13 protein-coding genes, 2 other RNA genes and 1 pseudogene are annotated in these 15831 nt (G+C 55.2%); 6 read left to right on the top strand and 10 right to left on the bottom strand.

The features are described 5' to 3' along the window. Positions 1 to 51 precede the first annotated feature (51 nt). Both OGM59_07700 and OGM59_07695 read left to right on the top strand, forming a co-directional pair. Positions 52 to 606: a LemA family protein gene (locus OGM59_07700; GenBank protein ID UYI90584.1), complete on the top strand. Its 555-nt coding sequence runs from the start codon at positions 52 to 54 to the stop codon at positions 604 to 606. Beyond that, on the top strand, positions 606 to 2330 hold the full coding sequence (locus OGM59_07695; protein ID UYI90583.1) for a DUF2207 domain-containing protein: 1725 nt from the start codon (positions 606 to 608) through the stop codon (positions 2328 to 2330). The genes OGM59_07700 and OGM59_07695 overlap by 1 nt, the downstream gene beginning before the upstream one ends. Positions 2331 to 2441: 111 nt before the next feature. Here OGM59_07695 and ssrA read toward each other — a convergent pair. The 9 genes and pseudogenes from ssrA to OGM59_07650 form a co-directional block, all read right to left on the bottom strand. Continuing rightward, positions 2442 to 2792: a transfer-messenger RNA gene (gene ssrA / locus OGM59_07690) on the bottom strand. Positions 2793 to 2815: 23 nt separating this feature from the next. Beyond that, on the bottom strand, positions 2816 to 3280 hold the full coding sequence (smpB, locus tag OGM59_07685; protein ID UYI90582.1) for an SsrA-binding protein SmpB: 465 nt from the start codon (positions 3278 to 3280) through the stop codon (positions 2816 to 2818). 24 nt (positions 3281 to 3304) lie between these two features. Next, entirely contained in the window at positions 3305 to 3904 is a 600-nt protein-coding gene (gene recR, locus OGM59_07680; protein ID UYI90581.1) for a recombination mediator RecR, read from the bottom strand. 12 nt (positions 3905 to 3916) lie between these two features. Continuing rightward, entirely contained in the window at positions 3917 to 4261 is a 345-nt protein-coding gene (locus OGM59_07675; GenBank protein UYI90580.1) for a YbaB/EbfC family nucleoid-associated protein, read from the bottom strand. An 11-nt stretch (positions 4262 to 4272) separates the two neighbouring features. Then, a complete protein-coding gene (gene dnaX / locus OGM59_07670; GenBank protein UYI90579.1) occupies positions 4273 to 6003 on the bottom strand; it encodes a DNA polymerase III subunit gamma/tau in 1731 nt (576 codons plus the stop codon). Between the two features lie 14 nt (positions 6004 to 6017). Continuing rightward, an RNA gene (gene ffs, locus OGM59_07665) (signal recognition particle sRNA large type) lies at positions 6018 to 6229 on the bottom strand. Between the two features lie 58 nt (positions 6230 to 6287). Continuing rightward, positions 6288 to 6608: pseudogene (locus OGM59_07660) on the bottom strand (flavin reductase). Positions 6609 to 6823: 215 nt separating this feature from the next. After that, on the bottom strand, positions 6824 to 7549 hold the full coding sequence (locus tag OGM59_07655) for an amidohydrolase family protein (GenBank protein UYI90578.1): 726 nt from the start codon (positions 7547 to 7549) through the stop codon (positions 6824 to 6826). Then, complete coding sequence (locus tag OGM59_07650) at positions 7546 to 8097, bottom strand: ECF transporter S component (GenBank protein ID UYI90577.1); 552 nt, start codon at positions 8095 to 8097, stop codon at positions 7546 to 7548. Before OGM59_07650 ends, OGM59_07655 begins: the two co-directional genes overlap by 4 nt. Before the next feature lie 190 nt (positions 8098 to 8287). On the opposite strand from OGM59_07650, the gene OGM59_07645 reads away from it, so the two are divergent. The 4 genes from OGM59_07645 to OGM59_07630 all read left to right on the top strand — a co-directional run bounded on the left by OGM59_07645 (position 8288) and on the right by OGM59_07630 (position 13014). Further along, the gene (locus OGM59_07645; GenBank protein UYI90576.1) at positions 8288 to 9649 is read left to right on the top strand and encodes an MATE family efflux transporter; all 1362 of its coding nucleotides are present in this window, start codon (positions 8288 to 8290) and stop codon (positions 9647 to 9649) included. Between the two features lie 215 nt (positions 9650 to 9864). Continuing rightward, positions 9865 to 11106, top strand: coding sequence for a M28 family peptidase (locus tag OGM59_07640; GenBank protein UYI90575.1), 1242 nt, complete (start codon positions 9865 to 9867; stop codon positions 11104 to 11106). 196 nt (positions 11107 to 11302) lie between these two features. Beyond that, positions 11303 to 11815, top strand: a complete 513-nt coding sequence (locus tag OGM59_07635) for a DUF2798 domain-containing protein (GenBank protein ID UYI90574.1) — start codon at positions 11303 to 11305, stop codon at positions 11813 to 11815. Next, positions 11815 to 13014: an MFS transporter gene (locus OGM59_07630; GenBank protein ID UYI90573.1), complete on the top strand. Its 1200-nt coding sequence runs from the start codon at positions 11815 to 11817 to the stop codon at positions 13012 to 13014. The genes OGM59_07635 and OGM59_07630 overlap by 1 nt, the downstream gene beginning before the upstream one ends. Positions 13015 to 13075: 61 nt before the next feature. On the opposite strand, the gene secA is transcribed toward OGM59_07630, so the two are convergent. Then, complete coding sequence (gene secA, locus OGM59_07625) at positions 13076 to 15829, bottom strand: preprotein translocase subunit SecA (GenBank protein ID UYI90572.1); 2754 nt, start codon at positions 15827 to 15829, stop codon at positions 13076 to 13078. Positions 15830 to 15831: the final 2 nt, after the last annotated feature.

Raw genomic sequence — 15831 nt, 5'->3', positions numbered from 1 at the left:
GCTTGCAGGCATATACTGTTATTGCAGTTTGGCATACAAGGAGGAATTTTTATGAAACTTGCCATCGTGATTCTTGTTGTGGTGGTACTGCTGGTGCTGTGGCTGGCAGGCACTTACAACGGCTTAGTGAAGAAGAAAAACGCTGTGGAGGAGGCGTTCTCCACCATGGATGTGTACCTGAAGAAGCGGTGGGATCTGATCCCGAATTTGGTGAATACTGTAAAGGGCTACGCCGCTCATGAGGCCCAGACTCTGCAAAATGTGGTCGCCGCGCGTGCAGGCAGCTATGCTGCCCTGTCCACGGAGGAGAAGTTGAAAGCCAATGCAGAGCTTTCCGGCGCCATTGCCGGGTTCTCTGCCGTGGTGGAGCAGTACCCGGACTTAAAGGCCAACCAAAATTTTTTGGATCTGCAAAACCAGCTGCGCCAGGTGGAGGCAGATATTGCCAATGCCCGCAAGTATTATAACGCTACGGTCAAGCAGTTGAACAACAAGATTGAGATGTTCCCGTCCAATATTGTGGCCGGTCTGTTCCGTTTTGAAAAGCGCAGTATGTATCTGGTGGACGACGCCGCCCAGCGGGAGAATGTGAAGGTAGAATTCTGATGAAGAAGATCATCACTTTGTTACTGGCACTGGTGCTGTCCCTGTGCGCCCCGGTTTGCGCCCTGGCAGCCACGCCGGACGAGTCCGATTTTTTGTCCCGGTACGCCCAGGAGCCCTATGTGATCACCGACTGCCAAATGCAAGTGGTGGTCAGTGAATACAATGTGCTGGCGGTAACGGAGACCTATCAGGTGTATTTTAATGAAGCACGCCACGGCATTTATCGCTACCTGCCCTTGCGCAACCAGTTGACCCGTACGGACGGCTCTACCGCCGTGGTCACTGCCCGGGTCAGTCATGTGGACACCGGTGCGGACGAATGCAGCCATGAGGTCAGCAACGACAAGTACGTGCTGCGCCTGGGCAGCGAGGATGAGACCATCACCGGCCCCCACACCTATACCATTCGCTACAACTACGACTTGGGGCTGGACACGGTAAAGAACGCGGACGAGTTGTATTATAATCTGGTGGGCACCGGGTGGGACACCTATATCCGCCGGGTGCAGTTCTCTGTGACTATGCCGAAGGATTTTGACCCGGCCAAGCTGGGCCTGAGCACCGGCAGCTACGGCACCGCCGGAACCCAAAATGTAACCTACACCGTGCAGGACCGTACCATCAGCGGTACGGTCACGCAGGCGCTGGAACCGGGTGAGGGGCTGACCTTGCGCCTGATCCTGCCGGATGGGTATTTTAAGTTCGATGATACCAAGTATAACCTGACCATTGCTATGATCGCCGTTTTGCCGGCGCTGGCAGCGCTGATCGTGCTGGTACTGTTTTTGAAGTTCGGCCGGGATAAGCGCTATGCGCCCACGGTGGAGTTTTATCCGCCGGAAGGGCTGAACAGCGCAGAGGTGGGTCTGTGGTACAAGGGCAAGGCCACCAATGAGATGGTGCTGTCCCTGCTGGTGTACCTGGCGCAGCGCAATCATATTGCGATTCACCCCGGCAAGCGCAAGCGAGACTTTGTGCTCACCAAATGTCATGGCTATGTGGGACAAGATACCAATTTGGCAGTATTTATGGACGGTCTGTTCCCCGACGGTCGCACCCGCACAGATAATAAACAGCTGAAAAACCATTTTTATGAAACGGTGGGTACCATACGGGCCGACCTGAACAGTACGGAGAGCCGCAGTCGCTTTTTTGACAAAACCAGTATTTATTTGAAGCGGTTGTCCTTTGTACTGCTGGCGCTGAGCGCAGCCGGCGGCGCCTATTTCAGCCACCGGGCGCTGGACGATTCTCTGACTTTGGCACCGAGTATTCTCTATGCTATGCTGGCGGGCACCCTGTGTTTGGCGCTGGGGCTGATCCCCGCTTGCTGTATGCTGCGGCGCACGGATGAGGGCGCCAAAACCCTGGCACTGATTCAGGGCTTTCGCAGCTTTTTGGTAACGGCGGAGAAAGAGAAGTTAGAGGCGCTGGTGGAGCAGGACCCGGAGTATTTCTATCATATTCTGCCCTATACTTACGCCCTTGGGGTCAGCGACAAGTGGATCAAGAAGTTCGAGTCCATCGCCATGCAGCCGCCTCGGTGGTATAACGGGACCGATGTGTGGAGCTATGTGCTTTTTGATCGTATGTTGCGGGATACCCTGCGGGCAGCCAACGACAGTATGGTTTCTCAGCCCGGCGGCAAAGCCGGTTCCTTTGTGAGCGGAGGCGGTGGCTTTACCGGCGGCGGTGTTGGCGGCGGAGGCGGCGGCAGCTGGTAACACCGCTTGCTGTTGTCTGTTGTAAAGGCAGCCACTGCCGGAGAAATGGATGTACGCGCTACGAAAGAATAAATACAAAGCAGGCGCACCCGCCGGGTGCGCCTGCTTTTATGGTGGAGATGGCGGTAATCGAAACCGCGTCCGAATATACGCCTGCAACGCTTTCTACGCATATAGTTTGTCGCTGGGGGTTCCCCTCACGCTTCGCCGGCAAACAGACTGGGCGCTACGGTAGTTCCTAATTCCTGACGGGGGCCGGAACGCTCCTCCGTGCAAGTTCGCCACTAAACGACGCTCTCATCCCTGCCGTGGCCCTCAGAGCGAGAACGCTGGCTGCAATTAAGCAGCCAGAGCTACTGTTTTATGATTGTCAGTTCAATTTAAGGTGTTACTTTTTAAGCGGTGCAACTCCGCTATGCGCTTACGGTGCTTCTTTATACCCGTCGAAATCCTTTCATCCCCATTTTATCTATATTTTGGTGCGGTTAGTCCCGCTGCCGATCCTTCAGTGCACGGTCAATGTCTCGCTGAGAGGCCTTTTTGGCAGCCACTGCCCGCTTATCATAGAGCTTTTTACCCTTGCACAGGCCGATCTCCAATTTGGCGCGGCCCTTGATAATATACAGCTGCAAGGGAATGACAGACAGCCCCTGCTGCTGGCTGTCTGCAGCCAGGCGGAGGATCTCTTTCTTATGCAGCAGCAGCCGCTTACGGCGCATAGGATCCCGGTTGAAAATATTGCCGTGGTCGTAAGGGGAAATATGCACCCCTACGGCATACATTTGGCCCTCGTCAATGCTGCACCAGCTGTCTTTCAAATTCACTTTGCCCTGGCGAATGGACTTAATCTCCGTGCCGAAAAGCTCCAGTCCCGCCTCGTAAGTGTCCAGCACAAAATAGTCGTGGAACGCTTTTTTGTTGCGGGCAATCACTTGCTTTGCTTCTCCCAAAGCGCCCACTCCTTTCTGTTTTTGTTAAATCAGGCTGCGCCCCTCCAAGGCTCTGGATAGGGTGACCTCGTCGGCATACTCCAAATCTGCGCCCACCGGAACGCCGTAGGCCAGGCGGCTGACAGTAATGCCCATGGGCTTCAGCAGCCGGCTGATATACATAGCGGTGGCCTCGCCCTCTACGGTAGGATTGGTGGCCATAATGACCTCCTCCACCGTGCCGTCGTTCAGTCGCGCCAGCAGCTCCTTAATGCGGATCTGGTCCGGACCGATATTGTCCATAGGCGAGATGGCGCCGTGGAGTACATGGTAGGTGCCGTTATACTCGTGGGTGCGCTCAATGGCGGCCACATCCCGCGGATCCTCCACCACGCAGACCACGCTTTTGTCCCGGGCCGGGTTTTTGCAGATGGGGCAAAGCTCCTCCTCTGCCAGATTGCAGCAGATCTTGCACTGGTGGATCTTGGTATGGGCTTCGGTAATGGCGTCGGTAAAAGCCCGGGTTTCTTCGTCTGACAAACCCAGCACATAGAACGCCATGCGTTGGGCAGTCTTGTGACCAATGCCCTGCATACGCTCAAACTGGTCTACCAGATTTTGCAGTGCGGCTAAATTATATCGCATACCGCTTACCGATTAAAGACCGGGAATGTTCAGCCCGCCGGTAACGGCAGACAGCTCTTTTTCCGAGTCCTCGTCGATCTTGCGCATGGCCTCGTTAATGGCTGCCAGCAGCATATCCTCCAGCATTTCCACATCCTCCGGGTCTACCACTTCCGGGTTGATGCCGATGGCTTTGATCTCGTGCTTGCCGTTGGCGGTTACTTCCACCATGCCGCCGCCGGAAGAGACCACATATTCTTTCTCCTCCAGTTCGGCCTTTTTGGCCTCAATGTTCTCTTGCATCTTCTGGGCCTGGCGCAGCATGGACTGCATGTTCTGCGGTCCGCCGCCCATACCCTGGGGAAGTCTTGCTTTCATAGTATGCTCCTTTAATGTTCTTCGATTTGAATATGATTTTCCCGTGCTTTGCTCAGCAGGTCCTCTAACGGGTCCCGCCGGGGCGCTTGCTCGGTGGATTTTTTCTTAAACAAACCCAGCTTGTAGTTGTGGCCGGTGAGCTCGTGGAGAGCCGCGCGAATGGCCTTGGCGTGGGTGGAGATCTTGATGAACTCCTTGATGGTGGGATTGGGACTGTCGATCAGGAAAAACTCGCCCCGGGTGTAACCCTGGGAGCCACTGAGCACGCCAAACAGGGCAATGTCTGTGCGGTGTAGAATTTCCATCAAATCCGCCCACTGCATAAACAGTTTCTGCTCGCTGTCCGCTGCGGGGGCGGGGGAAGGTGCCGCGGCTGCCGGTTCCAGAGGGACAGGCGGTTCAGGCTGTACAGGCGCAGGCTCCGGAACAGGTGCAGATACAGGTTCCGCAGAAGTCGCAGATATAGGCTCCGGCTCCGGCGCAGGTGCTGCCGCTGCGGGCGTGGGCTGCGGGGTGGGTGGCGCAGTCGGTTGTGCCGGTGCAGGGCGCGCCGCCGGAGCGGGGGACTGCACGGTCTTGACCGGTGCGGCAGGCACGCCGTTTTGCATCGCTCGCTCCAGAGCAGACAGGCGCTGGTTGATAGAGTCCGAATCCGCCTCCAGCTTTGGCTCGCACAGGCGGACAAAGGCCATTTCCATCTCAATCCGCGGGGTGGCGCCGCCCTTGATCTTTACCAAAGTAGACTGGAACAGGTCCAGCCCACGGAGAATTTGGGCCAGGGTAAACTGCCCGGCACTCTCCTCAATATGCTTGTATTCGTCATCGGTACAGATGATCAGCTCGCGGCTTTTCTTCACCGTTTTGACCATCATAAAGTTGCGGAAGTGATTGATCATCTCCACGCACAGCCGTTCCATATCATAGCTGTTCTCATGGAGCTGAGCCAGCTCTCCCACAGCAGCGCTGCTGTCCCGGGCCAGTACGGCGTCAGACAGGCGATAGAGCGCCTCGCGCCCGGCCAAACCGGCCACTTCGCTGACCAGCTGGGCAGTAATCTGCTTGCTGCGCCCGGCGCATTGATCCAAAATGGACAGGCCGTCTCGCAGGGCACCGTCTGCAATGCGGGCGATCAGGGTGGCAGCATCCGGTGCCAGTTCCATGCCCTCCAGTCCGGCCACCTGCTGCAAGCGCACCGCCATAGTCTCCGGCTGAATACGCTTAAAGTCAAAGCGCTGGCACCGGCTGAGAATGGTGGCAGGCAGCTTGTGCACTTCTGTGGTGGCTAAAATAAAGATCACATGAGCAGGCGGCTCCTCCAACGTCTTGAGCAGGGCATTGAATGCCCCGGTGGAGAGCATGTGCACCTCGTCGATAATGTAGACCCGGTACTTGCCGCGGGTGGGGGTGTAGTTGACCTCCTCCCGCAGGTCGCGGATATTGTCTACGCCGTTGTTGGAGGCGGCGTCGATCTCTACCACATCGTAGATGGTGCCGCTGTCCAGCCCTTTACAGATCTCGCATGCGTTGCAAGGCTCGCCGTCCACAGCGTTGGGGCAGTTTACCGCCTTGGCCAAGATTTTGGCGCAGGTGGTCTTGCCGGTGCCGCGGGAGCCGGTAAACAGATAGGCGTGGGAAATGCGACCCTCTTTGATCTCGTTTTTCAGCGTGGAGGTCACATGGTCCTGGCCGTACACATCGGCAAAGACCCGCGGGCGGTATTTACGATATAAAACCTGGTACATAGGGACCTCCTGAATAATGAAAAAGGCAGAGCCGCCATAGGGTATAATGTAACGTACAGACTGGTCTGCGGCGCACAGAAACATCCACTTATTGCTGCTCGGTTCCCCGCCTGACAAGGTTCGTAGCATCCCGTCGCACAGGGCCCATACGCTACATTATAAACTATGGGCAGTGCTCTGCCTTTTGTGCATTACAGTATAGCACAGATCTACTCTGAAATCAATACCTTTTCGATCGCACCGTAATAAATGGCGTGAAAATCGTTTTGCGCATAGTTCTGCATAATGCCGGAGTCCAGGAACTGGGACGGCTCAAACGCGCTGACCGCCACCTTGCGGCACACCAGCACCAGCTTAGCCTCCTCAAAGTAAGGGGCTTTTTCGTAGTAGCAGGGGGTCAGGCCGGTGGCCTCTACCTTGTTGATCTCCCGCCCGCTTTTGCTGCCGCAAAGACGCAGGGCGTCCTTGTACTGCTCCGGGTAAAAACTCAGGGTAAAGTAGTTGTTCTCGTCCAAAAACTTCTTTGTATAGCGCTGGGGTCGAATATAAATGGTGGCCATATCCTTGCCCCACAGCTCGCCGATACCGCCCCAGCTGACGGTCATGGTGCCCAGCGCATCGCCGCGCCCGGCGGTGACCAGCGCCCATTCGTCAGCCAGCAGGTGGACCAGATTTTCTTTTACTTCGCGAATATCAATTTCTTTCATTGCCATAAAATTACACCTCATTTATATTATAGCATAAAGTCCGTTTTATGCAAGGGAAAGGCGGTGAAAAAGAAAAGCGGCGCTCCCATGAGCACCGCTGTTTTCTATGATTTTTACAGCTTCAGCAGTTTTTTGGCGTTGTTGTAGAATACATCCTCCTGCTCCTTCTCCGTCAGGCCGCTGGTCAGCACCTTTTGGATCTCCACCGAGGGGTGGTGGAAGGGAGAGTCAATGCCAAACATAATGCGATCAGTGCCTACGGTTTTGTAGGCCTCGGCAATCTTGCAGCCCATGGGCATACCGCTCATTTCCAGATACAGGTTGGGATAGCGTTTGGCCATCTTAATGGAGGCGTCGATATACACCCCATGGCCGTGGCCCATGTGGATCATGGTTACCGGCACATCCGGGTATTGCTCGGCTAGCAGGGCAATGCTCCAAGGCAGGGAATACGGCGGGTGGCCGCAGTGGATAAACACCGGGATCTTGTGCTCCCGGGCAAAGTCCATTACCGGGTACACCACCGGATCGTCAGCCACAAAGCTGTCAAACAGGGGCTGCATTTTAATGCCCATAAAGCCCTCGTCGCACACATAGTGGTGCAGCTTCTCCGGTACATTGTCCAGCAGGGGATTGACCCATACAAAGGGCACGATCTTGTCCGGGTATTTGTGGAACGCCTTGGCCACCGTGTCGTTGTCCCGGAAAGACGCGCCGGTGAGAAAGGTCTTTTCAATTTCGTACTCATCCATTTGTTCCAGCAGCTTCTCTGCGGTAAAGGCCACGCCGGCCCAGCCGCCAAAGGAACCGATATGAGAATGTGCGTCTATCTTCTTCATGCCGCTTTGGCCTCCTTACCTGCGCCGCCGGCCATACGCTGTAATTTGGCACCTGCGCCGCTCTTGGTTAAAATCACGACCAGTACGCCGGCAACCGCAATGCCTACGGCGGTCTGGATCGCCAGTTCCGGCAGGGTGGTCAGTGCGTAGGTCTTGTCATACATCAGCACCTTTGCCAGGGTGTATGCGCCGATCTGGAACGCACCGCCCGCAACGGCACCTACGCCGTAGCCCAGCAGGCTGCGGTGCATGGCTTTTTCTGCGATCAGGCAGCAGATGGCCACGGCCAGGCATTTGATGATAAAGGTGGGAGCCATCCAGGCGGCATAGCCCAGGGCCAGATCAGCCAGGCAGGCGCCCAAACCGGCAGCGGGGGCTGCCTTTTTGCCGCCCAGCAGCCAGGCGGCCAGGAAGATCATCATATCGCCCAGGTGGGTGTAGCCGGTACCCAGGGGGATCTTGAAAGTGAATGTGAATACAAACACCAGCGCGGCCATCACGGCGGTAAAGGTGATGTAACGGACATTGACTTTTTTAGACTGTTGCATACAAAGTCTCCTTTTCTTTTAAGATGTGTCTATTTTACGACCATGGTGTCCCCTTTTCAATATACAAAATACAGAAAAATTCCGTGTACAGTTGGCGTAGGGTTGACATTGGCCGCCCGGTGTGCTACCATACCCGGACAAACGGATGTTGTGTATAATAATATTGTAATAAATAAAAGGAGACGCGGATATGGAGCAAAAGAACGCCCTGTTTGAGCAAATGCCGGTGCGTAAGGCTTTCTTTAAGCTGGCGCTGCCGGTGGTGCTGAGTATGGTGGTGTCGCTGGTGTACAATATGGTGGACACCTATTTTATCGCCAAAACCGGCAATGCCCACCTGGTGGCCGGTGTGGCGCTGGGTTCGCCGGTGTTTACCCTGATGATCGCCGTAGGCGATATTTTCGGCCTGGGTGGCAGTTCTTTTATCTCCCGCTTGTTTGGCCAAAAGCGGGACCAAGACGGCAAGCGACTGAGCGTGTTTTGCTTTTACGGTGCGTTGTTTACCGGCGTGGGCATTACAGCGCTACTGTTGCTTTTGCGCACGCCGCTGCTGACGGCGCTGGGCGCCCAGGCAGACACGGTGCAGTACGCCCGGGATTATTATACCTGGATCGCCGTCGGCGCGCCGTTTATCATTTTGTCCTTCACCCCGTGTAACCAGCTGCGTACCGAGGGATTTGCCAACGCGTCCATGATCGGCTCTGTTTTGGGCGCTGTGGTGAATATTGTGCTGGATCCGGTGTTGATCTTTGGCTGCAAATTGGGGGCTGCCGGCGCGGCCATTGCCACGGTGATCGGCTATGTGTTTACGGATCTGTACTATGTGTGGTTCCTGGTACGGCGCAGCCGCCATTTGTCTGTGAATATTCGGCTGCTGCGAGTGAGCCGCCAGGAGGTGGGTCAGGTGTTTGCCATCGGTATACCGGCTTCCATTACCAATATTGCCCAGAGCTTTTGTATGCTGATCACCAACCGGTTTTTGGTGCCTTACGGTACGGATAAGGTGGCGGCCATGGGCATTGCGCTAAAGGTGAGTATGATCGCCGTGCTGGTGCTCATCGGCTTTGCTTTTGGGGTGCAGCCGCTGATCGGCTACAATTACGGCGCCCAGAATTACCGGCGGCTGCGCCAGGTGCTGCGCTTTTCTTACCAGTTTACGATTGGGCTGGGTTTGGTGCTAACTGTGATTGTCTTTGCTGCTGCGCCGCTGCTGATCCGCCTGTTTATGCAGGACGGCAGCGTGTACGACCTGGGGGTTGCCATGCTGCGGCGGTTGTTGCTGGGCACCGCATTTTATGCCTTTACCCTGGTGACCACTTGTGTTTTCCAGGCCACCGGCAAGGCGGTGGGCGCCTTCGTGCTGTCCATTAGCGGTCAGGGCGTGATCTACGGTCTTGTCATTTGGGCACTGAGTAGTATTTGGGGCTATGATGGAGTGATTGTTACCCAGCCGGTGGCAGATGTGCTCACCTGTCTGCTGGCGGTGGTGCTGTATTTCACCTCCCTTCATCGGGTCATTCGCAAGGGCGTGGCGGAACAAAAGGAACCTTAAATCGTGTGTTTACATTTTATTCATAGATTGTTAACGAATTAGACAAAAATAGACATCGTTCCTATGGTAAAGTTAAAGTATCGTATTATGCGAGGGCAAATTGGTCTTTGCATGCCTGTTGCTGCATAAATTTTGCTGTGCAGGATAGGCTGCCTTTGGGAGAGGGTAGCGGCGTGCCGCTGTGGACCGATGCGCTATAGGAAAGGGGTATTTTTATGGATCTAAAACACATTATTGATCAAAAAGACCACTATGCGGACTACATGGTGGATGAGATCACCCACATTTGCCGGGATTTTGAAAAGCGCGAGCCTGGCTCTAAGGGTGAGCAGCAGGCCTGTGAATACATGGCCCAGGTGCTGAAGAAAGACTGCGGCTGCCAGCGGGCAGATGTGGAGTCCTTTAAGGAGAACCCCGGCTCGTTCTTTGGTTGGATTTACTTTACCATCACCTTTGTGTTGGCGGCCATTGTTTGCTTTTTCTTCTGCCCATTGTTGTCTGCGGTGCTGATTGTTGTGGGTCTGTTCATTGTATTTATGCAGTTTGGTCTGTACAAAAAGCTGGTTGACCGCTGCTTCCCGGAAAAGACCGGCCATAATGTAACGGCTGTGAAGCAGTGCACCGGCGAAGTGAAGCGCCGTATTTTCTTTAACGGTCACCCGGACGCGGCCTGGGAGTGGCCGGTGAACTACAAGCTGGGCGGCGTTGGCTTTGAGGGTCACGCCATCATCTGCGGCGTAGGCGCAGTGTACTATTTGGTGCTGTCCATTATGTATATGGCACAGAAAGGCCTGACCTTCTCCGCCATTGATCCCCATTCCGGCCTGTTTAAGGCGGCTATGTGGGGGCTGCTGTTTGTGCCGTTCTTAGTGGGACTGTACTGGATGTGGAACAAGAACCGCATTGTAGACGGCGCCAACGATAACTTGTCCGGCTGCTATATGGGCATTGCTGTGATGAAGGCGTTGCAGGACGCCGGTATTACCCTGGAGAACACGGAAGTGGGCGTGATCCTGTCCGGCTCCGAGGAGGCCGGTCTGCGGGGCGCTAAGGCATGGTGCGAGCAGCACAAGGGCGAGTTTGACGATGTGCCCACCTTCATTTTCTCTTACGACACCATTCACGATCCCAAGTTCCTGATGACCAACTATCGGGATCTGAACGGCACCGTGAAGGCAGATAAAGATGTGTCCGACCTGTTTATGGAGGCAGCCGCCGCCATTCATGTGCCCTGTAAGAAGGGCTGGGTGCCCCCGCTGGGCGGCGCTACCGACTCTGCGGCCTTTGCCCAGGCCGGGTTCCGTGCCACCGGCGTTACCGGTTTGAACCACAAGCTGGAGGACTATTACCACACCCGCCGGGACACCTACGACAACATGAACAAAGAGGGTCTGGCCGGCTGCTTTGCCGTCAGCGTAAAGGCGCTGGAGATGTTTGATAACGGTGCCAAGCAGTAAGTCTATACATATCATATAAGAGAGAACGCCTGTTCCGTTTGGTGCAGGCGTTTCCTTTTTTCTTTGTCAAAGTTCATTCTTGACAAGGGTAATTGAATTTGCTAAAATAAGCACCATCGAGTAGCAAAAAAGCGTAAGTCCGGATAGGACTTGCGCTTTTTTTGTTTGCCGATTTTGGCAAAGGAGGTAATGATTTATGCCAAAAACAAAAGGACAGGGTTTGGTGTTTGGAATTTTGATGTCTGTAACCATGGCCTACGGAATGGAAGTGTACAATGTAGCGCTGAAAAGCGGCGTTTTGCAGCATGTGGGCGGCTTTAGCGATATGCGCAATACCGTGTTTTTAGATGCGCTGAAGGAAGCGTCCTATATGTGCCTCTTTGTGTTTTTATTTTCTAACCTGTGGGGGAATCGGTTGGGTGCCAAGCTGGCTGACAAACTGGTCAGCCCCCAAGACAGCCCGTTTTTGCAAATGCTGGCCCGTTCCTGCTGTACGGTACTGGTTATGTGCCCTACAATGAGCCTTGTGGCGACTGTGTTATTTCAAGTGATTTTGGGCCATCAACCGGTGGTGCAGCTGCCGGCCATGTGGGTAGGTACTGTGTTGAAAAACTTTCCCATGGGGTTGCTCTGGAATCTGTTTGCAGCCGGACCGGTGAGCCGTGCGCTGTTGCGGCAAATTTTTCATAAGCATGGGGAGGCAGAGTAATGGAAGACAAAGAAAAGCTGTGGACCAAAGATTTTGTTTTGGTTATTATTATCAATTTTTTGGTGTTTTTGAATCACTTGATGATCCTGTCAACCTTTCCGTTTTTTATTGAGCGTTTGGGATATTCGGACACGGTATCCGGCGCCTGCGCTACGGCATTTTCGCTGGTTGCCGTGTTGGCACGGCCGTTTGTGGGGTGGCTGCTGGACACCGGCCGCCGCCGGGTGCTGCTGGGTGTGGGGCTGATTGGTATGGCACTGATGCCTATGGGGTATCTGGTGATTTATACGGCATTGGCTTCCCTTGCTTTGGCAATTCTGCTGCGTATGGTGCATGGGCTGTCGCTGGCGTGTGCGAATACCTCTACCTCTACGATGGCCACGGATATTTTGCCTCGCTCCCGCTTTTCGGAGGGTATGGGTATGTTTGGCATGGCTACGGCGTTGGCCACTGCCTGCGCACCGGCTATCGGTGAAGCGCTGATGAAGCGGGGATTTGGCGCGCTGTTCGGCGTGGCTGCCGGCTGTATGGTGCTGTCTTTGGTGTTGCTGTTCTGTTTGCGTACCAAGCCGCTGCCGCGGGTAAAAAAACCGCTGCGCCCGGGCGATTTAGTAGAACCGTCGGCTTTGCCGGCGTCTGTGGTTGTGTTGATTTTTTTGTTGACTTATGGTGCGCTGGAAAATTATATTTTGAAGTTTGCTGCCGCACAGCCCGGAATTACCGTGTCCGGCGGACTGTTCTTTACGGTTATGGCGGTACTGCTGTTTCTCTCTCGTGTGACAATCGGCAAATTGGCGGACAAACGGGGCGAGGCGCTGTTTGTGTATAGCTGCAACGGGCTGATGCTGGCGGCGTTGCTGCTGTTGGCACTGGTGCCGGGGAATGTTACCTTTTTAATAGCGGCGGCGCTGTCCGGCTATGCCTTTGGCGGCATTGAACCGGCGCTTCAATCTATGGCGGTACATACGGCACCGCCGCAACGGCGAGGCGCTGCCAATTCTACCTTTCTATGTGCCTATGATATCGGAATCGGCCTCGGCGGCGGTTTGGCCGGCTTGCTGATTGATCGGGTGGGCTATGGCTCTATGTTTGGCGTAATCGCCGTGGCCAATGTGCTGTCTGTGGCGGTATATGTACTGTGGGGGCGGCGGCATGCGTCCTCTATGACCCGTGCCATCTGTGCCGGCGAAAAAAAGTAAACGAATACAAACAAAGAACCGGTCGGGACCTGATGGTCTCGGCCGGTTTGTGATTTAGGTATTATTCCTGGGTGGGTTTTTCTTTACCCGGAGCGCCGCAGCACTTTTTGTACTTCTTGCCGCTGCCGCAGGGGCAGGGATCGTTGGGGCCTACCTTCTTGCCCTTACGCACGGTGGTGTGGGTGGCGGTATCGTCCCCACCGGCAGAGGTGGCAGTGACCTTAGCCACGGCCTTGCGCTCTACATCTTCCCGGCGACGGGGCACCAGGGTCAGCAGCATGCGCACGGTGTTCTCCCGAATGGCGGCGGTCATCTCGTCAAACATATCGTAGCTCTGCATACGGAATTCCACCACCGGGTCACGCTGGGCGTAAGCCCGCAGGTGAATGCCCTGCTTCAGGTCGTCCATGGCGTCAATGTGGTCCATCCACAGCACATCTACATTGCGCAGCAGCACCATGCGCTGGAACTCGGTGAACATCTCGTCGCCGATCAGCTCCCGCTTTTCTTCCAGCCGCTTCAGACCCCGCTGGGTCAAGGTATTCACCACATCGTCCACGGTCAGCTCATCCACATTCTGGAAATCTTCGTCGGTGGTGAGCCAGCCCTTGTACTTCTCTTTCAGTCCGGCGATATTCCAGTCTGCCTGGGTCTCGCCGGAGCAGTAGTTGCCCACATTCTCGGCAATGTTGGTTTCCAGCATACCGCGGATCTTCTCCGTCAGGTCAATGCCGTCCAGCACCTGGTCACGCTGCTTGTAGATCAGCTCACGCTGGCGGTTCATTACATCGTCGTACTGCAAGGTGTTCTTACGAATACCAAAGTTGCGGCCCTCTACCTTCTTTTGGGAGGACTCTACGGTGCGGGAGATCATCTTGGACTCAATGGGCATATCCTCATCGTCGGTGAGCCGGCTCATCATGGCCTGCATACGCTCGCCGCCAAAGAGACGCATCAAATCGTCCTCCAAGGACAGATAGAACTGGCTCTCACCGGGATCACCCTGACGACCGGAACGGCCGCGCAGCTGGTTGTCGATACGGCGGGAGTCGTGGCGCTCGGTGCCCAAAATGTACAGGCCACCGGCTTCGCGCACTTTGTCCGCTTCTTCCTGAATTTCTTCTTTATACTTCTTTTCCAGATCCTGGAAAGTCTTGCGGGCGTTCAGGATCTCCTGATTGTCCGTCTCGGCAAAGCCGGTAGCCTCTGCAATCAGCTCATCGCTGAACTGCATCCGCTTCATCTCTGCCTTGGCCAGGAACTCGGCGTTACCGCCCAGCATAATATCCGTACCACGACCGGCCATATTGGTGGAGATGGTCACTGCGCCGAATTTACCGGCCTGGGCAATAATCTCTGCCTCGCGCTCGTGGTTCTTGGCGTTAAGCACATTGTGCTGGATATGCTCTTTCTTCAGCAGCTTGGACAGCTGCTCGCTCTTCTCAATGCTGATAGTACCCACCAGCACCGGCTGGCCCTTTTCGTGGCAGGCCTTGATCTGCTTGATCACGGCCCGGAACTTGCCCGCCTCGGTCTGGAAGATCACATCCGGGTGGTCCACACGGATCAGCGGCTTGTTGGTGGGGATCTCCACCACATCCAGCTTGTAGATCTCGCTGAACTCGGCAGACTCGGTGGAAGCCGTACCGGTCATACCGGACAGCTTCTCATACAGACGGAAGTAATTTTGGAAGGTAATGGTGGCAAGCGTCTTGCTCTCGTGCTCCACCTTAACACCCTCTTTGGCCTCAATCGCCTGGTGCAGACCCTCGTTGTAGCGACGGCCCAGCATAATACGGCCGGTGAATTCGTCTACGATCAGCACCTGACCGTCTTTGACCACATAGTCAATATCCCGGCGCATGACGCCGATGGCCTTGATGGCCTGGTCAATATGGTGCAGCAGGGTGGTGTTCTCAATATCCATCAGGTTGTCTACATGGAAGTAGGCCTCTGCTTTCTTCACGCCGTCCTGGGTCAGGGTGGCGGTACGGGCCTTCTCGTCTACGATAAAGTCGCCGTCATAGGTGGCCTCCGTGTCCTGCTTCTCGTCCATTTTGGCAACCTTCACCATCTTCAAGGTGCGGGCAAAGGCGTTGGCCTGGCGATACAGGTCGGTGGATTGCTCGCCCTTACCGCTGATGATCAGGGGGGTACGGGCCTCATCGATCAAGATGGAGTCTACCTCATCTACGATGGCAAACACATGGCCGCGCTGCACTTTTTGCTCCTTGTACTGGACCATATTGTCTCGCAGGTAGTCAAAGCCCATCTCGTTGTTGGTGCCGTAGGTGATGTCGCAGTTGTAGGCCTCCTGGCGCTCCTCATTGGTCTTTTCGTGAATAATCAGACCTACGCTCAGCCCCAAGAACCGGTACAGCTTGCCCATCCACTCGGAGTCACGCTTGGCCAGGTAGTCGTTGACGGTGACAATGTGTACGCCGCGGCCGGTCAACGCGTTCAGATACGCGGGCAGGGTCGCCACAAGGGTTTTACCTTCACCGGTCTTCATTTCCGCGATACGGCCCTGGTGCAATACAATGCCACCGACGATCTGGACGGGGAAGTGCTTCATACCCAGCACACGCCAGGCAGCCTCACGGCAGACGGCAAAAGCGTCCGGCAAAATGTCGTCCAAAGTCTCGCCGTCCGCCAACCGGGTTTTTAAGACGGCGGTTTGTGCGGTCAGCTCTTTGTCGTCCATGGCCTGGTACTTCTCCTCCAGGTCCAGCACTTTCTGCTTGGTTTTGCCCAGGCGCTTGACTTCCTTTTTAGAGTAATCGCCAAACAGGGCAGTAATGAGTTTGTTTGCCATTT

It is taken from the genome of Oscillospiraceae bacterium (assembly GCA_025757685.1).
GTDB lineage: Bacteria > Bacillota > Clostridia > Oscillospirales > Acutalibacteraceae > CAG-217.
This window is presented reverse-complemented; position numbering and strand designations above follow the sequence as displayed.